Origin of the sequence: Microbacterium sp. NPDC077663 (assembly GCF_044542795.1) — a bacterium.
In the GTDB taxonomy this organism is placed as follows: Bacteria; Actinomycetota; Actinomycetes; order Actinomycetales; family Microbacteriaceae; genus Microbacterium.
Window position 1 is genome coordinate 289694 of sequence record NZ_JBITVE010000003.1, and the last position, 23192, is coordinate 312885.

The following is a 23192-nucleotide window of genomic DNA, read 5'->3' on the forward strand; positions in this document are numbered from 1 at the left end:
GCGGAGACTCACGCCCGCGCACCATCCTACGGAGCGGCCCGTGCCGCAACGGCCATGTGACGCGGGCGGACCGCCGGGAGGGCTGATTTAGGCTGGAGCATATGGGACGACGCCAGTTCTTCACGTCGCTGCAGGCTCTCGTCCGCGCTCCGGAGAACTCGGCTCCGCACACCGAGATGCTGCCTGTCATCGACGACGCCTTCGCCGTCGGCGTCCTCGACCTCGCCATCCGGATCGGCGAGTCGATGCTCGCCTCCGGCGCCCCGGCCAGCGAGGTGACACTCACCATCGTGCGGGTCGCGGGCGTCTACGGGCTGGACCCCGTCCACGTCGATGTGAGCTACAACTCGATCACCGTCGCGCATCACCGGAGCGGTGCCGACCGTCCCATCACCCTGATGCGGGTCGTCCGCAGCCAGGCCCCCGACCACGCGAGACTGCAACGGCTGCAGGCGCTCGTCGCAGCGATCCGCGGCGGGATGCCGCTGGAATCCGCACGCGCTGAGTTCCGCGACGTGCGCCGCACACCCTTCGCGTATCACCCGCCGGTCATCATCGGCGCGCAGGCGCTCCTCGCGGTCGGCGTCGCCCTCATGTTCGGGGCCAACTGGCTCGTGATCCTGCTCTCGTTCGTCGCCGCCGGCGGCGCGGCGGTCACGCAGTTCCTCCTCGGCCGCGCGCGTGTGCCGTTCTTCTTCAGTCAGGTCGCCGGGGCGTTCGTCCTGACCCTCATCGCCGCCGTCGCACCGCGCCTCGAGGCGACGGGGTGGATGGCGGCGCAGGAGATCCGCCCGTCGGTCATCGTCGCCTCGGGCATCGTCCTGATGCTCGCGGGTCTCACCGTGGTGGGGGCGGCACAGGATGCGATCGACGGCTTCGCCCTGACCGCGACCGGCCGCATCCTCGAACTCACGACGCAGACCCTCGGGGTGGTGCTCGGCATCCTCGCCGGTCTCGAGACGGCACGCGTCGTCGGCGCAGGGATGGACGCGCCGAACGACCCGCTCCCGTTCGGCCCTATCCCGCTGCAGTTCGCGGGGGCGGCCCTCATCGCCGTCTCCGTCACGATCTACAACGGCGCGGGGCTGCGGGTCGTCGCCGTCAGCGTCGGGCTGAGCGTCGTCGCGTGGGCGGGGTACACCGCGGCATCCGCTCTCGGGTTCGAGTCCGCCGCCGCCAGCGGTGTCGGAGCGTTCGCGGGGAGCCTCCTCGGCATCCTGGCTGCCTACAAGCTGCACGTGCCGTCGGTGGCGATCACGACGGCCGCCATCCTGCCGATGGTGCCGGGGGCGGCGGTGTTCCGGGGACTCCTCGGGGTCGTCGAGTCGGGGCAGAGCACCGTCACCCTGCTCATGGGGTTCACGACCCTCGCCTCGGCGGCCACGGTGGGCATCGCTCTGGCCGTCGGCGCCTCGCTGGGCATCTATGTCGGTCAGCCGCTGCGCGCGACCCTCGGCACCGTCATCCGCTCCCGCGCACGCGAACGGACGTAACGACTTTCGCACGGAGAAGTAGGCTCGCGGCATGAGCTCCCCGAGTGACGAGATCTGGACCCGCGCACTGGAGTACGACGTGCCGGCGACGCATGCCGGCGACCTCGCCGTCCGCCGTGTCCTCACCTTCCACGGCGTGGTGGAGGACAGCGGACTGTGGTCCGCCGTCGAGACCCACGCGGCCGACGAGGAGTTCCCGCTCGACGAGGTGGCCGACGGGTATCGCACGCTCGGACTGGAGGCCACGGCGGAGGCGATCGACCGCGCGGCCGCGGAGTACGACCAGACGGCCGGCGTCGGCGACGACGAGGCATGGGGCGAGGCGGAGGAGCGCGTCAACGAGGACTACCGCGTCCTGGACGAGGACATCACCGCAGCCATCGAGCGCACCCTCGCCCAGGAGCCGGCGCTGTTCGCGCCGACGGACTGAGTCACACCGCGCGGCGTCCCTCGAACGCACGCCCGAGGGTGACCTCATCGGCATACTCGAGATCGCCGCCGACGGGCAGACCCGACGCGAGCCGCGTGACGCTGATCTCGAGGGTGCGCAGAAGACGGCTGAGGTAGGTGGCCGTCGCCTCGCCTTCGAGGTTGGGGTTGGTCGCGAGGATCACCTCGGTGACGGTGCCGTCGGCGAGACGCTGCATGAGCTGCGCGATGCGCAGGTCGTCGGGGCCGATGCCCGCCATCGGACTGATCGAGCCGCCCAGCACGTGGTAGAGCCCGTGGAACTCGCGGGTGCGCTCGATCGCCGCGACGTCCTTCGCGTCCTCGACGACGCAGATGAACGTGCGGTCGCGTCGCGGATCGCGGCAGATGGAGCACTGCGCCTGCTCGGACACGTTGCCGCAGATCTCACAGAACCGCACGCGTTCGCGCAGCTCCGACAGCAGGTGCGCGAGCCGAGACACGTCGAAGGACGGAGTCTGCAGGATGTGGAACGCGATGCGCTGGGCCGATTTCGGGCCGATGCCGGGGAGGCGACCGAATTCGTCGATCAGGTCTTGGACGATGCCGTCGTACATGGGTCAGTTGAACCGGGTCGGCGGGGTGTAGGGCTCTTCGCGGACGAAGCGCGCACCGAGCAGCTGACGGACCGCTGCCTCACCGACGCGCTCGATGCCGCCCGGACGCGGCGTACGCGGCGGCTCCGCGACGAGCCGGGTGGGCGGCGGCGTATGCACCGGGACGGGGGCGTCGGCGTCCACCGGCGGCGGCACATCGTCCTCGTCCTCTTCCGGCGCCTCCGCGGGCAGGATGTCACCCTCCCGAGGTGCGGTGAGCGTGCGCACCGGCGCGGGAGCGGCGTCCTCGGGTTCGTCGTCGACCGCGAACTGCGCGGAGGGCGCGCCGTCGTCCGAAGGGATCGGGGCGACCGCCCACTCGGTCACGGGAGCCGCGGCCGCAGGCGCGGTGCGCGCAGCGGGGGCCGTCGCGGGACGGGATGCCGCAGGAGCAGGCGCTCCGCCGGAGTCGGGGTTCGGGGCGGGCGGAACCTCGGGCCCGACACCGCCAGGAGGCGGCGGGGTGGGGTCGGTGTCGTGACGGGTGAGGTACTTCACCCGCACGCCCAGCACCGACAGGATGGCGGTGCGGAGGTCCTCGCTCGGCCCCTTGCCCGCGTTCAGCTTCTTGAACGACTGGACGTCGGCGTGGCTCTGGAACGACAGCGTGAGGATGTCGCCCTCCGCATAGGCCACCGGGCGGGAGGCGCTCGCGATCATCCACGACGTGCGGCTGATGTCCTCGAGCCGCCGGAGGATCTCGGGCCATGAATCCCGGAGCTGCGCGAATGTCACCGGCCCGGTCGGGACGGGCGGGTCGGGTACCACCGCGGGTGTCGGATCGGGCGTCGGCGCCGCCGTGGCCGACCCCGCGGACGCCGGGGCGGAGGCCGACGCCGGGACGGACGCGGATGCCGGGACGGAAGCGGATGCCGGGGGCGGGGTGACCGTGCGCGGCGCAGACGCCGACGCGGCAGCCGCAGGAGCGGTCGACGCGGGGACGGACGCCGCGGGGGCCGCGGGCGCTGGAGCCGCAGCATCCGTCGCGGCGAGGACGCGGGCGACGAGCAGCTCGAGTTGGAGGCGCGGCGAGGTCGTGCCCGTCATGTCGTCGAGGGCGGTGACGACGAGGTCGGCGATCCGCGAGAGCCGGTCGGTGCCGAAGGCGGCCGCCTGACGACCCATGCGCTCGAGCTCGTCCGCGGGGACGCCGCGCAGCACGGCCCGCGCCCCCTCGCCGGTCGCCGCGACGATGATGAGGTCGCGCAGCCGTTCGAGCAGGTCGTCGACGAACCGGCGCGGGTCCTGACCGGTCTGCACGACGCGGTCGACGGCGCCGAAGGCGGCGGCCGCATCGTGAGAGGAGAACGCGTCGACGACCTCGTCGAGGAGTTCGGCGTGGGTGTAGCCCAACAGCGCGACCGCACGCTCATAGCCGACGGCGCCGTCCTCGGAGCCGGCGATCAGCTGGTCGAGGAGGGACAGGGTGTCGCGGGGCGACCCGCCGCCTGCCCGGACCACCAGCGGCAGCACGCCGGGCTCGACCGTCACGCCTTCGCTCCGGCAGAGCTGCTCGACGTACTCGAGCATCGCCGCGGGGGCCACGAGGCGGAACGGGTAGTGGTGCGTGCGCGAGCGGATCGTCCCGATGACCTTCTCGGGCTCGGTCGTCGCGAAGATGAACTTGACGTGCGCGGGCGGCTCCTCGACGAGCTTGAGCAGGGCGTTGAACCCCTGCGCCGTGACCATGTGCGCCTCGTCGAGGATGAAGATCTTGAAGCGGTCGCGCGCCGGGGCGAACACCGCACGCTCGCGCAGGTCACGGGCATCGTCGACACCGTTGTGGGACGCCGCGTCGATCTCGACGACGTCGAGCGAACCGCCGCCGCCGCGGCTGAGCTCCGTGCAGGAGTCGCACTCGCCGCACGGGGTGTCGGTCGGCCCCTGCGCGCAGTTGAGGCAGCGGGCCAGGATGCGCGCCGAGGTCGTCTTGCCGCAGCCGCGCGGACCCGAGAAGAGGTATGCGTGGCCCACCCGGTCGCTGCGCAGCGCCGTCATGAGCGGGTCGGTCACCTGGATCTGTCCGATCATCTCGCCGAAGGTCTCCGGGCGATAGCGGCGGTACAGGGCGGTGGTCACCAGAACAGACTACGGCGTGGTGCCGACATCCGATCCGGTGCGCGCCCCGCGGGAACAGGCGCCCACGCCCCCGTGTTGCAGCGGACATGTCCCCCGAGCCCGTCGACGTCGCCGTGATCGGTGCGGGGCAGGCCGGGCTCAGTGCCGCCTACCACCTGCGTCGTCGCGGTTTCGTCCCGCACGGGACCGGGACGGAAGGCGAGCCCACCTTCGTCGTGCTGGATGCCGAGACGGGCCCGGGCGGCGCGTGGCAGCACCGCTGGCCCACCCTGCGGATGGGAACCGTCAACGGGATCCACGAGCTCCCGGGGTACCCCGTGCCGCCGGCGGACCCGCAGGCGCCGAGCCGGGAGGTCCTTCCGGAGTACTTCGCCGACTACGAGTCGCGATACGAGCTGGCGGTCCGCCGACCGGTGCGGGTCCGCGCCGTCCGACGGGAGGGCGACGACCCGCACGGCCGGCTGATCGTCGACACGGACGCGGCGGACGGGACGCACGCGTGGGCGGCCCGGTACGTCATCAACGCGACGGGCACGTGGCGGAAGCCCTTCTGGCCCACCTACCCCGGGCAGGCGACGTTCGCCGGCCGGCAGCTCCACGTGCACGACTACCGCTCGGCCGAGGAGTTCCGCGGTCGCCGGGTGGTCATCGTGGGCGCGGGCGTCTCGGCGATCCAACTGCTCGACGAGATCTCGCAGGTGACGCGGACCTTCTGGGTCTCGCGCGCCGAGCCGCCGTGGGACGCCACCGCCTTCGACACCGCGGCCCGCGTCCAGGCGATCGCCGGCGTCGAGGAACGCGTCCGTCAGGGACTGCCGCCGGGCAGTGTCGTCTCGGTCACCGGTGCGCACTGGTCGCCGTGGGCACAGGCGGCGCAGGACCGGGGCGCCCTGGTGTGGCATCCGATGTTCACCGGGATCGAGGCGGCCGGCGTACGGATGCCGGACGGCACCGTCGAGCCCGCGGACGTCATCCTCTGGGCCACCGGCTTCCGCGCCGACATCGCGCACCTCGCACCGCTGGGGCTCCGCACACCCGCCGGCGGCGTGCGCGTGCGCGACACCCGGGCCGTCGACGAGCCCCGGCTCTTCCTCATCGGGTACGGGCCGTCGCAGTCGACGGTCGGCGCCAACCGCGCCGGTCGCGACGCAGTGCGCGCCATCGTCCGCGAGCGTGCCGCCGCGACGGCCTGAGCTCAGACCGTCGCGGTCACGTCTCCCGCGTCGACCGCGGGGAACTGCTGCGTGCGGGTGTCGGGCTCTCGTGTCTCCTGCGCCGAGGCATCCGTCGGCTGCTCCTCGGCGATCACGATCGGGATCGTGCCGGTGTGCACCGGGACGGAGGTCGCCGCGGTCGCGTCCGGCACCGACGCGGACAGCAGCGTACCGTCCTCGCGCAGTTGTTCACCGATCTGGCGGAGAGTGGGACGCCCGGGGATCACCGGCCCCTGTCCGCGGAGCGGCACCGTGACCTTCTCACCGCCCATGACCGTGTACCCGGCGCCACGCACCGTGAACGACACGGCGTCGCCCTCACCGGCGGAGACCGTCATCTCGTCAGGGCGGACCGTGACCTGCAGCCGGGTGCCGTGCCAATGGAGCGCAAACGAGAGCGACGGCCAGTCCACAGGCAGACGGGGGTCGAAGCTGAGCGCACCGCGGTGGTCGCGCATGCCGCCGAAACCGGCGACGAGGGCCGTCCAGACGCCGCCGGCGGAGGCGACGTGCACGCCGTCGGAGGCGTTGCTGTGCAGGTCTCCGAGGTCGACGAACGCCGACTCGCGGAAGTACTCCAGCGCGAGGTCCTGGTACCCGACCTCGGCGGCCAGGATCGCCTGGACGACGGCCGACAGCGTGGAATCCCCCGTCGTCAGGGCGTCGTAGTACTCGAAGTCGGCGAGCTTCTCGGCCGGGGTGAACTGGTTGCCCTGCAGGAAGAGCGCGAGCACGACGTCGGCCTGCTTCAGCACCTGGTACCGGTAGATCACGAGCGGGTGGAAGTGCAGCAGCAGCGGGCGCTGCTCGGCGGGGGTGTTCTCGAGGTCCCACACCTCGCGCTCGAGGAAGACGGCGTCCTGAGGGTGGATGCCGAGGGCCTCGCTGTAGGGGATGTGCATCGCCTCGCCGGCGCTCTGCCAGGCGACCGGCTCCGCCTCGTCGAGGTCGAGCCGGTCCACCATCGCACGGTAGGCGTCGGGCTGATCGACCGCCATCTCGCGTACGACGCGCGCGGCGTACCGCAGGTTGTACCGCGCCATGACGTTCGTGAACAGATTGTCGTTGACGACCGTCGTGTACTCGTCGGGTCCGGTGACGCCGTGGATGTGGAAGCTCTCCGGATCCCCCGTCTCGGTGAAGCGCCAGAACCCGAGGGTGGCCCAGAGTCGAGCCGTCTCGACGAGGATGTCGACGCCTTCGCGGTGGAGGAAGTCGATGTCTCCCGTGGCCCGCACGTACTTGCCGAGCGCGAAGGCGACGTCGGCGTTGATGTGGTACTGCGCGGTACCGGCGGCGTAGTACGCCGACGCCTCCTCGCCGTTGATCGTGCGCCAGGGGAACAGCGCGCCCGCCTCGTTGAGCTGTCCCGCGCGCTTGCGCGCCGCGGGGAGCATCAGATAGCGCATCCGCAGCGCGTTCCTCGCCCAGAGCGGGGTCGTGTACGCGAGGAACGGCAGGACGTAGACCTCGGTGTCCCAGAAGTAGTGACCGCTGTACCCCGACCCCGTGACACCCTTCGCGGGCACACCGAGCGAGTCGGCGCGGGCGGCGGCCTGCGCGAGCTGGAACAGGCACCAGCGCGTCGCCTGCTGGAGGTCGTCGTGCCCCTCGATGATCACGTCCGACCGCTCCCAGAATGCCTGCACCCAGGCTTCCTGGCGGTCGAAGAGCCGCTGGATGCCCTCGTGCTCGACGCGGTCGAGGGTCCGGCGCGCGCGCTCGACGAGCTCGCGCGCGGGTACGCCCCGCGAGGTGTGGTAGGCGACGGCCTTCGTGATCGTGACCGGGACGCCCTGCCGGGCCTGCACACGGAAGACGTTCTTGGCGACGTCCGGCTCGATGAGCGTGCGCGACGAGTACTCGTTCTCCGTCTCGACGAGGTGGTCGGCGACGACGGCGACGGTCATACCCGACTCGGTGACCTTGTACGACAGTGCGGCGCGGTTGCCGTCCTGCCAGTAGTCCTCGGGCTGCAGCACCCGGTTCGCGAAGCCGTCGGCCTTGCGCGGGTCGAAGCCGGCGTCGGCCTGCTTGCCGAGCCCCGGACCGCCGTACACGTCCTGACCGTCCTGCCGGTTGATCATCTGGCAGCTGATCGTCACCGGGGCATCCGCGTTCAGCACCGTCACCGAGATGCGCATGACCGCGACGTGCCGCTCCTCGAAGGAGACCATGCGCTCGTAGTCGATGACGACGTCCTTGCCGCTCGGCGTCATCCACCGGATGTGCCGGGTGAGCACTCCGCGGCGCATGTCGAGCGCGCGTTCGTACTCGCGCAGGTCGGCGATGTCGAGCGAGAGCGGCTCGTCGTCGACGTACACGCGCATGACCTTGCTGTCGGGCGCGTTGATGATCGTCTGCCCGACCTCCGCGAAACCGAAGGCGCGCTCGGCGTGACGGATGGGGAACACCTCATGGAAGCCGTTCAGGAACGTGCCGTGCTCGTGCGCGTGCCGCCCCTCGGGGTGGTTGCCGCGCAGTCCCAGATACCCGTTGCCCTCGGCGAAGAGGGTCTCGGTGACGCCGGGGTCATCGAGCGAGAACGACGTCTCGACGAGACGCCACGGGTCCACGGGAAAGCGGTGACGATCGATCATGCGGGTCCTTCTACGGGTGTCAGGACGGAAAGGAGAGGGATGCCGGGGCTCAGGCGAAGGCGGCGAGGTCGTCCACGACGACGTGGGCACCGGCTTCGCGCAGCACGTCGACGCCGGCGCCGCGGTCGACGCCCACGACGAGACCGTACCCGGCCGAGGCGGCCGAGCGCACGCCGGAGTGCGCGTCCTCGACGGCCGCGCTGCGCGCGGGGTCGACGCCCAGCATCTCGGCGGCCCGGGCGAACACGTCGGGAGCGGGCTTCGACGCCAGGTGCTCGGCCTCGGCGACGACGCCGTCCATGATGACCGGGAAGCGGTCGATGATGCCGGCCGCGGTGAGCACTTCGCGGGCGTTCTTGGAGCTCGAGACCACCGCGATCGGGACGCCGGCGGCCTGGAGCTTCTCGACGAGCGCGAGCGAGCCCGGGTACGGCGCGATGCCGTCGGCACGCAGGACGCGCTCGAACACGACGTTCTTGCGGTTGCCGATCCCGCACACCGTGTCGACGGACGGGTCGTCGGCCGGATTCCCCCACGGCACCTCGATGTCGCGGGATCGCAGCAGACTCGCCACCCCGTCGTACCTCTTCTTGCCGTCGAGGTGCTCGAAGTAGTCGCTCTCGGTGTACGCCGGCTCGACACCCCACGATGTGAACAGCTCCGTGAACATGCTCTGCCACGCGTGCATGTGGACCTCGGCCGTCGGGGTCAGCACACCGTCGAGGTCGAAGAGGACACCGTCGAAACGGGTGAGGTCGGGGAGCGCGTCCATCGTCACCGCACCAGCGTATCCGTCACGCCTGTCACACCGAGCAGGGTCACGCCGTCGCGACGGTGTGGGCCTGACGTGCGATCTCCAACTCCTCGTCGGTCGGCACCACGAGGACGGTGACCGCCGAGTCGTCGGTGGAGATGACGCGGATGCCGCGCTCCTCCGACGTGTTGCGCTCCTCGTCGAGCCGCACCCCGGCGAAACCGAGGGTCTCGAGCGCGGCGGCACGCACGACGGCGGAGTTCTCGCCGACACCTGCCGTGAACGAGATGACGTCGACGCCGCCGAGCTGGGCGAGGTAGGCGCCGATGTAAGCGCGCAGCCGATGGATGTAGACCTCGAACGCGAGCTGGGCGTCGGCGTCCCCCGCTCGGCGACGCGAGTCGATGTCCCGCATGTCGGAGGCCCCGGCGAGGCCGAGCAGTCCGCTGCGCTTGTTGAGGAAGGCGTCCAGTTCGGCCGGAGTCATGTCCTCGCGGCGGGCGAGCACACCGAGCACCGACGGGTCGACGTCCCCCGAGCGGGTGCCCATGACGAGCCCTTCCAGGGGCGTGAGACCCATCGAGGTGTCGACCGAGGCGCCACCGCGGATCGCCGTCGCCGACGCGCCGTTGCCGAGGTGGAGGACGATCTGCGACAGCTCCGACAGCGGTCGTTCCAGGAACGCGGCGGCCGCTTCGCTCACGAATTTGTGGCTCGTGCCGTGGAAGCCGTACTTGCGGATGCGGTGCTTCTGCGCCGTCTCACGGTCGATCGCGTAGGTGTATGCCGCCGGCGGCATCGTCTGATGGAACGCGGTGTCGAACACCGCGACGTGCGGGACCTCGGCGAACGCGGCCCGAGCCGCGCGGATGCCCTGCAGCGCCCCCGGGTTGTGCAGCGGTGCGAGCGCGGACAGTTCGTCGATGTTGATCTCGACGAGGGGTGTGATGAGCGTCGGCTCGAAGAAGCGCGCCCCGCCCTGCACGACGCGGTGGCCGACGGCGACCGGGCGTGCGCTCTCGAGCGACGGCCCCTGCGCAGCGAACGCCTCGAGCATCAGGGCGAAGCCCGCCGTGTGGTCGGGGATCGCGCGTTCGATGCGCGAGGTCGCCTTCGTCGCGGCGACGACGGCGTCGTCGCCCCCGAAGAAGACGGTGTGGGTGGCGAGGCCCGACTCCTCCCCGATCCGTTCCACGAGTCCCGACGCGAGCGGCCGCTCCGTGTCCACGTCGACGAGCTGGTACTTGAACGACGACGAGCCGCTGTTGATGACGAGGACGGGGGTCATGCGCGGGCCTCCGGAGCCGCGGCATCCGCCGCGTTCTGTGCCTGGATCGCGGTGATGGCGATCGTGTTGACGATGTCCTCGACGAGCGCACCGCGGGACAGGTCGTTGATGGGCTTGTTCAGTCCTTGGAGCACGGGGCCCATCGCGACGGCGCCCGCCGAGCGCTGCACGGCCTTGTAGGTGTTGTTGCCGGTGTTCAGGTCGGGGAAGACGAAGACGGTCGCGCGGCCGGCGACGTCAGAGCCGGGCATCTTCGTCGCCGCGACGGCCGCATCGGTCGCGGCGTCGTACTGGATGGGCCCCTCGACGAGCAGCTGCGGCGCGCGCTCCCGCACGAGGGCGGTCGCTTCGCGCACCTTCTCGACATCGGCGCCCGAGCCGGACTCACCGGTCGAGTACGAGAGCATCGCCACTCGCGGCGAGATGCCGAACTGCTCCGCGGTCGCCGCCGACGACACCGCGATGTCGGCGAGCTGTGCCGCGGTCGGATCGGGGATGACCGCGCAGTCGCCGTAGACCAGCACCCGGTCGGCGAGCGCCATGAGGAACACGCTCGAGACGACGTTCACACCGGGCTTCGTCTTGATGATCTCGAACGCCGGTCGGATGGTGTGGGCCGTCGTGTGGGCGGCGCCCGAGACCATCCCGTCGGCGAGGCCGAGGTGGACCATGAGCGTGCCGAAGTACGAGACGTCCGTGACGGTGTCGGCCGCCTGCCGGAAGGTGACGCCCTTGTGCGCGCGCAGGCGCTCGTACTCCCGCGCGAACTTGTCGACGTGCACCGCGTCGAACGGGCTCAGCACCTCGGCCGCGCGGATGTCGAGGCCCAGCTCGAGGGCGCGCGAGTGCACCTCGATCGGCTCACCGAGGATCGTGATGTCGGCGATGCCCCGGGCGAGCGCCGTCGCGGCGGCACGCAGGATGCGGTCGTCGCCGCCCTCGGGCAGCACGATCCGGCGGCGTTCCCGCCGCGCGCGCTCGATGAGCCCGTACTGGAACATGAGGGGCGTGACGACCTGGGAGCTCGCGAGGCCGATGCGACGGAGCAGGTCGTCCGTGTCGACGTGCTGCTCGAAGAGGGCGAGCGCCGTGTCGTAGCGCCGTTGGGAGTGGGCGGCCAGCCGGCCGCGGGCGCTCATGATGCCGCGGACCGTCTCGTACGTGCCCTGATCGGTCGCGAGGATGGGGAGGTTCGAGTCGAGGCCGTCGATGAGCCTCTCGACCGGCTCGGGGAGCTCGAACGGGCCGTAGAGCACGATGCCCGACAGCGACGGGAACGTCCCCGAGGCATTGGCGAGGAGGGCAGCGAGCAGCACCTCGGTGCGGTCGGCCGCGACGGCGAGGATCGCGGCCTCCTCGAGCCGCGGCAGTACGTTGTTGAGCGACATCCCGGCGACGACGACGTGCAGGACCTCGCGGTCGAGGAGCGCCTCGTCGCCCTTCACGAGCGTCGCGCCGAGCGAGCGCGCGACGTCGCCGACGGAGGGGGCGACGAGGTAGGCGTCCTCGGGGATCGCCCAGACGCCGATGTCACCGGCCGCCGCGGGGACAGCCCGAACGGCGGCGACGATCTCGTCCAGATGCGCCGGGTCGGCCCGGTTGACCACGACGGCGAAGATCCCCGCGCGCTCGTGCTTGAGCTCGGCGAGGGCGAGGGTGGCGAGGTTGCCCACCTGGGCGGGCGCGAGCCCACCGGCATCCGGCGCCCGCTCACCGTCGGCGGGCTGCCCCGAGAGCACCACCAGGACGGGGGCGCCCAGATTCGCCGCGATCCGCGCGTTGTAACCGAGCTCGGCGGGACTGCCCACATCGGTGTAGTCGCTGCCGACGATCACGACCGCGTCGCACTGCGCTTCGACCGCCTTGTAGCGCTCGACGATGCGGCCGAGGGCGGCGTCGGGATCGGCGCGGACCTCGTCGTAGGTGGCCCCGATGCACTCGTCGTAGCCGAGGTCGACGCCGTCGTGGTCGAGGAGCATCTCGAGCACGTAGTCGCGTTCCTCGGTCGACCGCGCGATCGCCCGGAACACGCCGATACGGGGCGAACGCCGGCTGAAGGTGTCGAGCACGCCGAGCGCGATCGTCGATTTGCCGGAGTGACCCTCCGCGGACGTGATGTAGATGCTCTGCGCCACGCTCCCAGCCTAGGCTCGCGGGCGATGCGCGGGCTGGGAGGGCCAGGGCAAAAGAAAGACTCTCCGCGAACCCGGCAGAGCCTGGTTACCCTTGCTACGTTTCCGTCCTGGGGGAGTTGGCCTGGATGCCGTCTCGCGGAGAGCTGCTGCAAGTCTACCCGACGTCCAGCGCCTGGCCGTGACGGGCGGGTTAGCATCGGGTCGGGCGCGCTGAGGCGCCGACCGCGTGAGGGGGACGGATGACAGACGACCAGACGACCATGACGGTGCCGGGGGGCGCCGCCGCGTCACGAGCCGCGAACGGGGTGGATGCCGCGGCCTTCGCCGAGACCACCGGTGCCCTCGTCGCCTCGGTGTCGCAGGTCATCGACGGCAAGCCCGACGCCGTCCGCGCCGCGCTCGTGTGCCTCCTCGCCGAAGGGCACCTGCTCATCGAGGACGTCCCCGGCGTGGGCAAGACGATGCTCGCCCGAGCGCTCGGTGCCTCGATCCAGGCGACCGTGCGCCGCATCCAGTTCACGCCGGACCTGCTCCCCAGCGACGTGACCGGCGTCAGCGTCTACGACCAGTCGGAGGGCCGGTTCGAGTTCAAGCCGGGCGCGATCTTCGCCCACGTCGTCATCGCCGACGAGATCAACCGGTCTTCGCCGAAGACGCAGTCGGCGCTGCTCGAGGCGATGGAGGAGCGCCAGGTCACCGTCGACGGCACCAGCCGCGGCCTGCCCGATCCGTTCCTTGTCGTCGCGACGCAGAACCCGCTCGAGATGGAGGGCACGTACGCGCTGCCCGAGGCGCAGCGGGACCGCTTCATGATGCGCATCTCGATGGGGTACCCGGATGCCGCGAACGAGGCGCTCATGCTCCGCCAGCGCGACGCCGGCAACCCGCTCGACGCGATCCGACCGGTGATCTCGGCCGAACGCGTCGCTGCCCTCATCGCCTGGGCGCGCTCGGTGCACGTCTCCCCCGCGGTCGAAGAATATGCCGTCGCGCTCTCGCGGGCGACCCGCGAGCACGGTGACCTGCGCCTGGGGGCGAGCCCCCGCGCGACGCTGCAGCTCGTGCGGGCCGCGAAGGTGTGGGCGGCGCTCGAAGGTCGGGAGTACGTGATCCCCGATGACCTGGTGACCCTGCTCGAACCCGTGTTCGCCCACCGCCTCATCGCCGCCCGCGGCGGCACCATGGCACGCGGTCGGGGCGGCGCCGACCTCGTGACGTCGGTGCTCGACTCGGTGGTGCGTTCGGTGCGCGTCCCCGTCGCCGCGCACTGAGCGGCGCGACGACATGACGCGATGGCCCCTGACCCCTCGAGGCACCGGAGCGGTCCTGATCGCGCTCGCCAGCTTCGTGCTGGCGCAGATGTTCTCGGTGCCCGCGCTGATCTTCTTCGGCATGCTTCTGATGGCGGCCGTCGGCGTCTCGTTCGCCTCGCTGTGGCTGGGTCACCGGGACGACGGCGTGCGGCGATCGTTCGCCCCCGCTGTGGCGAGTGTCGGCGGTGAGGTCGACGTCCGCGCCCGCGTCGAGGCGCGCACAGTGCTCCCGACAGCGGTCGGCACCTGGCACGACCGTCTGCCGCGAGGGGTCGAGGGGGAGCCGAACGGCGTGTATCCCGCTCTGCGATCGGGACTCGTCTCGGGCGGTCACAGCGTCGACATCGCCTACCGGGTGCAGGCTCGGCGGCGGGGCGTGCGTCCCATCGGACCGCTCGTCGTCGAAACGACCGACGCCTTCGGTCTGACCCGGCGGCGGCAGCAGCTGGGCGGCACCGTCCCGCTGACCATCGCGCCCGCCGTCCTTCCGCTCGAGGCGTTCGAGGAACTCCCCGGCGCGGCGGGCGGCACCATGCAGTCCGTCACCGACAAGCTCGGCCAGGGCGCCGACAACCTCATCCCCCGCGTGTACGCGCCCGGCGACTCGATGCGGCGGATCCACTGGCGCGCCAGCGCGCACCGCGGCGAGCTCATGGTGCGCCAGGAGGAACGGGAGTCGAACCCCGAGGCCGTGATCGTCTTCGACCGGAGCGTCGCGCGCTGGAGCAGTGACGCCCTGCGCTCCCCCGGCGAGGACGCGGGCTTCGAAGCGGCGGTCTCGATCGTGGTCTCAGCCGCTCATCGCTTCGTGCACGAGGGGTACAGCGTGGCGATCGTCGACGTCGACGGATCCGAACTCGTCGACCCCCTCGACGGAGGGGACTCGACCGCGCTCGAGGCGTTGACGACCGGCTTCGCCACCCTGACCGCGCGGCGCGACGGGAACCTCCGCACGCTCTCGACGCTGTTCGCCGGCACGACCCTCGGCCCCGTCGTGATCGCGACCGGGGAGATCGACGCGGACGACGCCGCGGCGCTCCTGCCCATCGTCACGCACAGCAGCCTCCCCGTGCTCTTCACCCTCGGCGGGTCGGCCGAGGCGCTGCGAGTAGCCCGGGAGGGCGGCTGGCGCGTCCATCGCCTCGAACCCGAGGACGAGATGGATGCGCTGTGGTCGGGCATGGCGGGTCTGAGCGAGAGCCGCGGTCATGTCGGCTGACCGGCTCGACGCGGCGCGTCCCCGACATGACGGCCCCTCGACGGTCGCGCTCCTTTTGGCGATCGCCGCCGCCCTCGTCCCGCTGTTCTCGGTGATCGCGGGCGGCGCCTGGGCGGCTCTCGCCTTCGTGCTGTCCGGCCTCCTCCTCGCGGCCGGCTACCTGCTGCGTCGCATCCGCCTCGTGGCCGGCGTCGTCACGCTCGTGCTGCTGGCGCTGTGGACGGCGATCATGACGGCGGTCTTCTTCTCCGACGTCGCCTGGCTGCTCGTCATCCCGTCCGGCGAGGCGTTCGCGCGCGTGCCGCGGCTGCTCGAGATCGCGAGCTCCGACATCACCGTCGGCGTCGCGCCACTTCAGGCCTCGGCATCGCTGACCTTCCTCATCGTCGGTGCCGTCGGCCTGTTGACCATCGCGCTCGACCACGTCGTCCTCACGGCGCGGATGCCGCTGCTCGGCGGAGTCGCACTGATCGCCGTCTGGCTCATCCCCACCATCGCTGTCCCGCGCGCGGTCGACCTGTGGGCGTTCACCCTCCTGGCGCTCGCGCTCCTCTGGCTCATGCGGACCGAGACACGCGCGCGGCACCGCGCTCTGCAGCCCGCCGCGCCCCGGGGCGGGGTCGGAGGCGTCGCGGCCGTGATCGCGGCATCCGCCGTCGTCATCGCCGTTATCGTCGCGCCGGTCCTGCCCACGGCCGTCGCGCCCGCCGGAGGGTTCGGCGGCGGCACGAGGATCGATCCCAGCCTCAATCTCGGCGACGACCTGCGGCGCCCTGCGGAGGTGCCCGTCGTGCGGCAGTGGAGCGCGAGCGGGGGGCCCACCTACCTGCGGGTCGCCACCCTCACCGAGCTCGAGGGCGGGTCGTGGCGGCCCGACCGGACCCGCACCGTCCCCGTCGAGGAGTGGGCGCCCGAGGATTCCGCAGCACAGGGGATCGAGATCGTCGAATCCTCGCGGACCGTCGAGGTCCTCGACCTGTCGTCGGCGCAGCTTCCCGTCCCGGCCGACGCGGTGTCGTTCGAGGGCCTCAGCGGCGCGTGGCGCATCGCGGGCGACAACGGCACGGTCGTCTCGCCCTCGTCGGCAGCCCGCGGCCAGCGCTTCGAGGTCGTGACCCGCACTCCCGAACCGACGATCGAGCAGGCCCGGGCCTCCTCGGCGCGCGGCGGTCCCGACGAGGCTAGAGGACTCCCGGCGGAGACCCCGGACGACATCGCCGCCCTGGCGGCCGAGGTGACCGCGGATGCCACCACCGACTACGACCGGCTGCTGGCGCTGCAGACATGGTTCCGGGGCACCGACTTCGAGTACTCGCTCGAGGCCCCCGTCGAGGACGGCTTCGACGGGCCGGGCGTCGAGGCCGTCTCCCGATTCCTTCAGGTGCGTTCCGGCTACTGCGTGCACTTCGCCTCGGCCTTCGCCCTCATGGCGCGCAGCCTCGACATGCCCTCGCGTGTCGTCGTCGGATTCCTCCCGGGCAACGCGACGGGCGACGTCGTCGACGACCAGCGGGTCTACCAGGCGACGACAGCGCAGCTGCACGCCTGGCCGGAGGTCTTCTTCGAGGGGATCGGCTGGGTCGATTTCGAGCCGACCAAGAGTTTGGGCACGGCGCAGCGCTTCTCCTCCGGCGACGACGGCTCGAATGAGCCCGAACCGCAGCCGACGGCGAGCTCGAGCCCGCAGCCGACCTCGAGCGCGTCCGCTGCGCCGCGACCCGAGGACGACCCCACGGCGGGCACCACGCCCACGTCGACCGCATCCCTCACGCGGGCACTCCCCGTCGTCGGGATCGTCGCGGCGATCCTCGCCGTGCTCGCCCTGCCCGCCCTCGCGAGCGCCGCGGTCACGCGCCGCCGCCTCGCACAGGCGCGCAGCGGCAGCCCCGTCGCGGCATGGCGACTCGTGCAGGATGCGGCGATCGATCTCGGCATCCCGGTCCCCGACTCCGAGTCGCCGCGCGCCTTCGGGTTCCGGCTGCGTCGCCACCACGGCGCTCCCGCCGCCGCCGTCGACCGACTCGTCGACGCCGTCGAACGCGCGAGCTACGCCCCGCCGGGTTCGTTCGGCGACGAGGGGGCGGCGATGGCGACGGATGCCGCGGCGGTCCGCGCGGGCCTCTACTCGGCGGTCGCGCCGCCGCGTCGCCGGATCGCACGCTTCCTCCCGCGCTCCCTGGTCATCCGCCCGGGTTCGACCTTCGCCGAGGACGCTCCGCTCCCCCGCTGAGCCGCCCGCGCGGAACGACGAAGCCCCGCACCGTTTCGGTACGGGGCTTCGATCTGGCGGAAGCGACAGGATTTGAACCTGCGAGACGAGTTACCCCGCCTACATGGATTCCAGCCATGCTCCTTCGGCCGCTCGGACACGCTTCCAACGGGAGAGCCTACCACGCAGGCTCCACCCGGCCCGCGCCCGGGGCCTCGGCATCCGTCGTCAGTTGAGGGCGCGCGTGCCCTCGGGGATCGCCCCGTCGCGGTAGAGATCGGCCGCGACGTCCTGGAACGCGGTGAGGGCGACGCGCTGCGTCAGCGGGCCGTACGAGATGCGGGCGACGCCGAGCTTCTCGTACTCGGCGGCGGTGAGGGCGCCCGGCAGTCCGATGACGCTGATACGGCCGATGCCCTCCACGAGGCGGGAGGTGGTCTCGGCGTCGAGGACCCCGGGGACGAAGACGACATCCGCTCCGGCGTCGAGATAGGCGCGTCCGCGCGTGATCGCGTCGGCGATCGACTCCTCGACGGGACGGCCGGCGGCGCGGACGAAGGCATCGGTGCGGGCGTTGAGTGCGAACGGCACACCTTCGGACTCGGCCGCCGCGACGGCGGCAGCCACCCGCGAGACGGACTCGTCCACCGGGCGCAGGCGATCCTCGATGTTCGCCCCGACGATCCCCACGCCGACGGCTCGTCGGGTGGTGTCGCCCGTGTCGGCGTATCCGTCGTCGAGGTCTGCCGTGACGGGGACGTCGCCGGCGACGGCGACGATGCGCCCCACCATGTCGAGCGTCGTCTCGAGCGGAATCGTGCCGTCGTCGTAGCCGAAGGATGCCGCAATGGAGTGTCCCGCGGTCGCGATCGCGCGGGTCTCGGGCAGGGCCAGCACGGCGCGGGCCGACACGACGTCCCACACGTTGACGACTCGGAGGATCTCGGGGGCGGCGTGGAGCTCACGAAGGCGGCGAGCGCGGCCTTGGGTGGAGAGGGTGGTCATCCTCCCACCGTGCCACGACGGCCCGGTGGAATGCACCACCGGGCCGCCGCGAGCGGATGGACGGGCCGTCCGCTCACCCCACGTCGCCTCGCCAGGCACCGGTCTCAGCGCCGCGGGATTCGATGAACTCTTTGAACTTCTGCAGATCCTTCTTCACGGCGTGGTCGTCCACGCCGAACACGGCACCGACGGTTTCGACGAAGCCCTCGGGCTTCCAGTCGAGTTGCACGGTGACCCGCGTCTCGGTGTCGCTGAGCCGGTGGAAGGTGACCACGCCGGCGTGATCCTCGTCGTCGCTCTTCCACGCGACGCGCTCATCGGGGTGCTGCTCGGTGATGCGCGCGGTGAACTTTCGTTCGACACCGCCGATCTTGACGTTCCAGCGGTTCGTGGTGTCGTCGAGCTGAGTGATCGACTGCACGTAGCTCAGGAAGTGCGGGAAGGACTCGAACTGCGTCCACTGGTTGTAGGCGGTGGACACCGGCACGCTCACGTCGACGGTCTGGATGATGCTGGCCATGGATTTCCTCTCGTCGTGCTCGTGACGCAATGATCGGGGTCACCGGCAAGCGGCTTCCAGGGGCTTGCATCGGCGACATCCGACCGATACAACGGACGGCTAGGCTCGATCGCGACTCCCGCCCAGTCCACGCAAGGAGCCCCACCGTGCGGACCCCTGCTCTTCCCGTGCTCGCCGCATCGGCCGTTCTCGTGCTCGCCCTGGCCGGCTGCTCCGGCGACCCGGCTCCGGAGCCGAGCGTCCGCCCGTCGGGAGCAGCGTCCGCGCCCGGCGATCCGTCGGCATCCGCCGCTCCGGCTCCGACGCCCGCGACGGCCGCGCCCGCCGTCGAGACGCCGGTCGAATGCGAGAGCGTCGACCTCTCATCCGGGACGGTGGCGGGCTCCGATCTCGGCCCCTGCATCCAGGCCGTGCTCGTGCGGTACGACAGCGGCACGCTGACGATCTCGGGGGACGAGCTCGCCGGCACGGTCGTCTATCACTACGACCCGATGTTCGAGTTCCGGGGCGACCTCGAGACCGGTGCGGGACCGGCATCCATCAGCTTCGTCGACGGCGTCATGCTGCTCGATGACGGGAACGGACCCGTCGTCGCCGACGTCGATGCGTCGGAACCCGCACAGCAGGAGGCGGGCGCGACGGCCGAGATCTACCGGGTCCTCGCCGATCCGGGTTTCATCGGCGACCTCATCGGCGGCAGCGACAGCTGGCGCGTCTCTGCGGCACCCGAATCGGTCGAGACGCCCGACGGTGCGGTGGACGCCTACCGGATCGAGAGCACCGCCGCGTACTCGTGGTACGACATCCCGGTGGACGCCTACACCCTGTGGCTCACCGAGGACTACCGCCCCGTCGCGGCCGAGTCGACCACGGGATTCCTCGGTCGCACCGCGACGCTCACCCAGCAGCTGTCGGGCCTCGGCGAGCCGGTCTCGATCACGCCGCTGTCCTGACCCGGCCGGCCGGCTGCCGGTCAGCGCTGCGCGAGGGCGGCCAGCGCGTCGCCGGTCATCCGTTGGGTCGTCCACTCGTCCATGGCCTCTGCACCGATCGAGCGGTAGAAGCCGACGGCGGGCGCATTCCAGTCCAACACCGTCCACTCCAGTCGCGGGTAGCCGCGCTCGAGGGCGATGGTGGCGAGCGAGGCGAGCAGCGCCGTGCCGTAGCCGCGACCGCGGTCCGCCTCGTCGACGAAGAGGTCTTCGAGCCAGATGCCGTGGCGTCCCGTCCACGTCGAGTAGGTGAGGAACCACACCGCGATGGCACGGATGCCCCCGTCGCGCTCGATGACGTGCGCGAACGCCTTGGGGTCGTCGCCGAACAGCGTGGCGGTGAGATCGCCGACCGTGTTCTGCACGGCATCCGGCTCGCGCTCGTAGACGGCGAGGGCGCGGATGGCCGCGAGGATGCCGGCTTCGTCGCCCGGCGTAGCGGCCCGGAGGACGCCGCCGTCGTCGAGGGTGCGTGCCGCGAGCGTGGAGGAGGATGCCATGACTCGAATGTAGCGGCGCCCCCACTGACGCGGCGTCGCCGCCCCTCACGGGGCGCGCTACGCTCTAGCCAGCGCACCCCCGGAGCAAAGCAGGTTCATCCATGGCCAGACGCGGCGCCAATCAACCCAGCGTCGGCGGTTACAACGAGGCTGTCGTGCTGGACCAGATCCGCCGGTCCCACGGTCATAGCCGCGTGGAGCTCGCCGATGCCACGGGTCTGTCCGCGCAGACCGTGTCGAACATCGTGCAGCGCCTGCTCGACGCCGGGATCGTCCAGGAGGCCGGCCGGACGAGTTCGGGACGCGGCAAGCCCCGCACCACGCTCCGACTCGTCGGGAGCAGCCGCTACGCGGTGGGCGTGCACCTCGACCCGGGACTGATCACGGTCGCCGTGCTCGCGATCGACGGCGAGATCGTCGCCCGCCACGCGCGAGCGACCCCCCGCGTGCAGGCCCCCTCCGACACCGTCGCGGTGCTCATCGAGGACATCGAGGGGGTCCTGTCCGAGTCCGGGATCGACCGCAGCAGCATCGTCGGGCTCGGCATCGCCGCGCCCGGTCCGATCGACGCCGAGCGCGGGATCGTGGTGGACCCACCGAACCTGCTCGGCTGGGACAACGTGCCGCTCCGGGACGCGATCGCCGAGGCCACCGGTCTCCCCGTCATGCTCGACAAGGACGTGACGGCGGCCGCCGTCGCCGAGAAGTGGGTCGCCGCGCCCGGCGGCGCTCCGAACTTCGCGTTCCTTTACCTCGGCACCGGCCTCGGAGTGGGCCTCGTCGTCGGCGATGAGGTCGTCCGCGGCGGGTCGGGCAACGCGGGTGAGATCGGGCACATCGTCGTCGATCCCGACGGCCCACCCTGCGCCTGCGGTCTTCGCGGATGCATCGCCGTCACGTGCGCCCCCCTCCCCCTCGTCGAGGAGGCCGAACGCCGCGGCGTCCTGGAGCGCGAACGTGAGTGCGACGAGCCGACGCAGGTGGATGCCGCCCTCACGCGGCTCGTCCGACTCGCCGACGACGGCGACGACGGCGCGCGGGAGCTGATGCAACGCTGCACCGTGCACGTCGCCCGTGCCCTCGCGGTCATCTCGAACCTCCTCGACGTCGACCGCATCGTCATGGGAGGCCCCCTGTGGGACCGGGTCGGCCCGACCTTCACCGCGGCGATCCCCGCCCTCCTGGACGAGATGCGGGTGGCCCGCGGCGTTCATCCCCTCACGGTCGCGGGCACCGCCCTGGGGTCGGATGTCGGCGCCATCGGTGCGGCCTGCCTGATCCTCGACGAGGCCCTCACCCCTCGCCCGACATCGCTGCTGGTGCCGTCTGCGTGACCTCGGTCCGCTGCCGCCTCCGGGCGTCTTGACTCCTCTATGTCCATCCGTTTGACTTACCGTGTCCGGTCGACATGCGCGGCCACCACGATCCGGAGCAAGGGGGCACCGTGAGAGCTCGCACCATCGTCACGTCCGTCGCAGCGGCATCCGCCGCCGCCCTCCTCCTCGGCGGCTGCTCCGCCGACGACGGCACGGGCGGCGACACCGTCACCGTGGTGTACGCCAAGACCGATTCGTTCGAGGTGCTCGACACCCTGATGAAGAAGGCGAAGACGGAGTTCGAGGCGTCGCACGACGGGATCACCGTGGATCTCCAGCCGATCACCGCGACCGACGACGACTACAAGACCCGGCTGCAGCTCTCGCTCGCCTCGCCGGACACCGCACCCGACGTCTTCTACGAGGACACCTTCACCGTCCGCAGCGACGTCGAGGCGGGCTACCTGCTGGGGCTCGACGACCGGCTCGGCGAGTGGGATGACTGGGCGATGTTCGACGAGGCGGGCCGTAGCGCCGGCGCGGGTGAGGACGGCGGCATCTACGCCCTTCCGCTCGGCACCGACACGCGCGTGATCTGGTATCGCAAGGACGTCCTCGAGAAGGCGGGCATCGCGACGCCGTGGCAGCCTCAGAGCTGGGACGACATCCTGGCCGCCGCCGCCGCGATCAAGGAGAGCCAGCCCGACGTCGTCCCGTTCAACATGTATGCGGGAACCGGTACCGGTGAGGGCACCGTGATGCAGAGCTTCTATGAGCTGCTCTACGGCACCGGCGAGGGAACAGGTCTGTACGACGACTCCTCGGGCAAGTGGGTCGTCGGATCGCAGGGCTTCATCGACTCGCTCACCTTCTTGCAGACCCTCTATGACGAGGGCTACGCAGTGAGCCCCGACCGCGCCCTGGATCCGAACGTCTGGCAGGCCGTGTTCGGCGAGTGGTTCCCGAAGGCCACGCTGGGAGCGACCGTCGAGGGGTCCTACACGCCGTCGTTCTGGGCAGAGGGCGGGCAGTATCCGTGGCCCGAGTACACCGACGCCATGGGCGTCGCGCTGTTCCCCACGCAGGACGGCGAAGAGCCCGGCGGGGTCAGCATGTCCGGTGGGTGGACGCTCGCGGCGTCGGCGCAGACCGACGTGCCCGATCTCGCGTTCGAGTTCATGACGACGGTCCTGAACAAGGAGAATGCGCTCTGGTACGCGATCAACAACGCGCAGATCGCCGTACGCACGGACGTCGCCGAGGATCCGTCGTACCTCGAGTCGAACCCGTTCGTCGGCGCCGTGACGGATGCCGTCTCGGTCACGCACTTCCGGCCGGCCACCAGCGACTACCCGCAGATCTCGGTCGCCGCGCAGCAGGCCACCGAGGCGGTCATCACGGGGCAGCAGTCCCCCGCCGAAGCGGCAGCCGCCTACGACGACGCCGTGCGGGAGATCGTGGGCGACGACGGGGTCACCACCGGATGACTCT

Annotated in this window: 18 protein-coding genes, 1 tRNA gene and 1 other RNA gene; 9 read left to right on the forward strand and 11 right to left on the reverse strand. The window is 71.4% G+C overall.

Features of this window, described 5'->3' with window-relative positions; translation table 11 throughout:
* Positions 1 to 101: 101 nt before the first annotated feature.
* Together ACIGEP_RS14065 and ACIGEP_RS14070 are read left to right on the forward strand one after the other, a co-directional pair.
* On the forward strand, positions 102 to 1493 hold the full coding sequence (locus ACIGEP_RS14065; protein WP_396662254.1) for a threonine/serine exporter ThrE family protein: 1392 nt from the start codon (positions 102 to 104) through the stop codon (positions 1491 to 1493).
* Positions 1494 to 1524: 31 nt separating this feature from the next.
* Positions 1525 to 1923: a hypothetical protein gene (locus ACIGEP_RS14070; protein ID WP_396662255.1), complete on the forward strand. Its 399-nt coding sequence runs from the start codon at positions 1525 to 1527 to the stop codon at positions 1921 to 1923.
* Between the two features lies 1 nt (position 1924).
* Here ACIGEP_RS14070 and recR read toward each other — a convergent pair whose 3' ends face one another.
* Together recR and ACIGEP_RS14080 are read right to left on the reverse strand one after the other, a co-directional pair.
* Positions 1925 to 2518, reverse strand: a complete 594-nt coding sequence (gene recR / locus ACIGEP_RS14075; RefSeq protein ID WP_396662256.1) for a recombination mediator RecR — start codon at positions 2516 to 2518, stop codon at positions 1925 to 1927.
* A 3-nt stretch (positions 2519 to 2521) separates the two neighbouring features.
* The gene (locus ACIGEP_RS14080) at positions 2522 to 4636 is read right to left on the reverse strand and encodes a DNA polymerase III subunit gamma and tau (RefSeq protein ID WP_396662257.1); all 2115 of its coding nucleotides are present in this window, start codon (positions 4634 to 4636) and stop codon (positions 2522 to 2524) included.
* Positions 4637 to 4722: 86 nt separating this feature from the next.
* On the opposite strand from ACIGEP_RS14080, the gene ACIGEP_RS14085 reads away from it, so the two are divergent.
* Positions 4723 to 5829 (forward strand): FAD-dependent oxidoreductase, encoded by a 1107-nt coding sequence (locus ACIGEP_RS14085; RefSeq protein WP_396662258.1) that lies wholly within the window; start codon positions 4723 to 4725, stop codon positions 5827 to 5829.
* Positions 5830 to 5831: 2 nt separating this feature from the next.
* Here the strand turns inward: ACIGEP_RS14085 and ACIGEP_RS14090 are convergent, their stop codons facing one another.
* From ACIGEP_RS14090 to ffs, 5 genes are all read right to left on the reverse strand, one after another.
* A complete protein-coding gene (locus tag ACIGEP_RS14090; RefSeq protein ID WP_396662259.1) occupies positions 5832 to 8450 on the reverse strand; it encodes a glycoside hydrolase family 65 protein in 2619 nt (872 codons plus the stop codon).
* Between the two features lie 49 nt (positions 8451 to 8499).
* A complete protein-coding gene (locus ACIGEP_RS14095) occupies positions 8500 to 9222 on the reverse strand; it encodes an HAD family hydrolase (RefSeq protein WP_396662612.1) in 723 nt (240 codons plus the stop codon).
* Positions 9223 to 9268: 46 nt separating this feature from the next.
* Positions 9269 to 10492: an acetate/propionate family kinase gene (locus tag ACIGEP_RS14100; RefSeq protein WP_396662260.1), complete on the reverse strand. Its 1224-nt coding sequence runs from the start codon at positions 10490 to 10492 to the stop codon at positions 9269 to 9271.
* Positions 10489 to 12627, reverse strand: a complete 2139-nt coding sequence (gene pta / locus ACIGEP_RS14105; RefSeq protein WP_396662261.1) for a phosphate acetyltransferase — start codon at positions 12625 to 12627, stop codon at positions 10489 to 10491. The genes ACIGEP_RS14100 and pta overlap by 4 nt, the downstream gene beginning before the upstream one ends.
* A gap of 51 nt (positions 12628 to 12678) precedes the next feature.
* Positions 12679 to 12775, reverse strand: an RNA gene (gene ffs, locus ACIGEP_RS14110) — signal recognition particle sRNA small type.
* 91 nt (positions 12776 to 12866) lie between these two features.
* Between ffs and ACIGEP_RS14115 the strand changes: the two genes are divergently transcribed.
* The 3 genes from ACIGEP_RS14115 to ACIGEP_RS14125 are packed head-to-tail and all read left to right on the forward strand — an operon-like array spanning position 12867 to position 17389.
* Positions 12867 to 13898, forward strand: coding sequence for an AAA family ATPase (locus ACIGEP_RS14115; RefSeq protein WP_396662262.1), 1032 nt, complete (start codon positions 12867 to 12869; stop codon positions 13896 to 13898).
* 13 nt (positions 13899 to 13911) lie between these two features.
* Positions 13912 to 15159, forward strand: coding sequence for a DUF58 domain-containing protein (locus ACIGEP_RS14120; protein ID WP_396662263.1), 1248 nt, complete (start codon positions 13912 to 13914; stop codon positions 15157 to 15159).
* Complete coding sequence (locus ACIGEP_RS14125; RefSeq protein ID WP_396662264.1) at positions 15149 to 17389, forward strand: DUF3488 and DUF4129 domain-containing transglutaminase family protein; 2241 nt, start codon at positions 15149 to 15151, stop codon at positions 17387 to 17389. Before ACIGEP_RS14120 ends, ACIGEP_RS14125 begins: the two co-directional genes overlap by 11 nt.
* Positions 17390 to 17443: 54 nt before the next feature.
* Here the strand turns inward: ACIGEP_RS14125 and ACIGEP_RS14130 are convergent.
* The 3 genes from ACIGEP_RS14130 to ACIGEP_RS14140 form a co-directional block, all read right to left on the reverse strand.
* Positions 17444 to 17535: transfer RNA gene (locus tag ACIGEP_RS14130), tRNA-Ser, on the reverse strand.
* A 61-nt stretch (positions 17536 to 17596) separates the two neighbouring features.
* On the reverse strand, positions 17597 to 18373 hold the full coding sequence (locus ACIGEP_RS14135) for an isocitrate lyase/phosphoenolpyruvate mutase family protein (RefSeq protein WP_396662265.1): 777 nt from the start codon (positions 18371 to 18373) through the stop codon (positions 17597 to 17599).
* Between the two features lie 73 nt (positions 18374 to 18446).
* Entirely contained in the window at positions 18447 to 18893 is a 447-nt protein-coding gene (locus ACIGEP_RS14140; RefSeq protein WP_396662266.1) for an SRPBCC family protein, read from the reverse strand.
* 146 nt (positions 18894 to 19039) lie between these two features.
* Between ACIGEP_RS14140 and ACIGEP_RS14145 the strand changes: the two genes are divergently transcribed.
* Positions 19040 to 19846 carry a hypothetical protein gene (locus ACIGEP_RS14145; protein WP_396662267.1) on the forward strand — a complete coding sequence of 269 codons (807 nt, stop codon included), beginning with the start codon at positions 19040 to 19042 and terminating at the stop codon, positions 19844 to 19846.
* Between the two features lie 20 nt (positions 19847 to 19866).
* Here the strand turns inward: ACIGEP_RS14145 and ACIGEP_RS14150 are convergent, their stop codons facing one another.
* Complete coding sequence (locus ACIGEP_RS14150) at positions 19867 to 20385, reverse strand: GNAT family N-acetyltransferase (RefSeq protein ID WP_396662268.1); 519 nt, start codon at positions 20383 to 20385, stop codon at positions 19867 to 19869.
* 101 nt (positions 20386 to 20486) lie between these two features.
* Between ACIGEP_RS14150 and ACIGEP_RS14155 the strand changes: the two genes are divergently transcribed.
* On the forward strand, positions 20487 to 21719 hold the full coding sequence (locus ACIGEP_RS14155; RefSeq protein ID WP_396662269.1) for an ROK family transcriptional regulator: 1233 nt from the start codon (positions 20487 to 20489) through the stop codon (positions 21717 to 21719).
* A 110-nt stretch (positions 21720 to 21829) separates the two neighbouring features.
* Positions 21830 to 23188, forward strand: coding sequence for an extracellular solute-binding protein (locus ACIGEP_RS14160; RefSeq protein WP_396662270.1), 1359 nt, complete (start codon positions 21830 to 21832; stop codon positions 23186 to 23188).
* Positions 23189 to 23192: the final 4 nt, after the last annotated feature.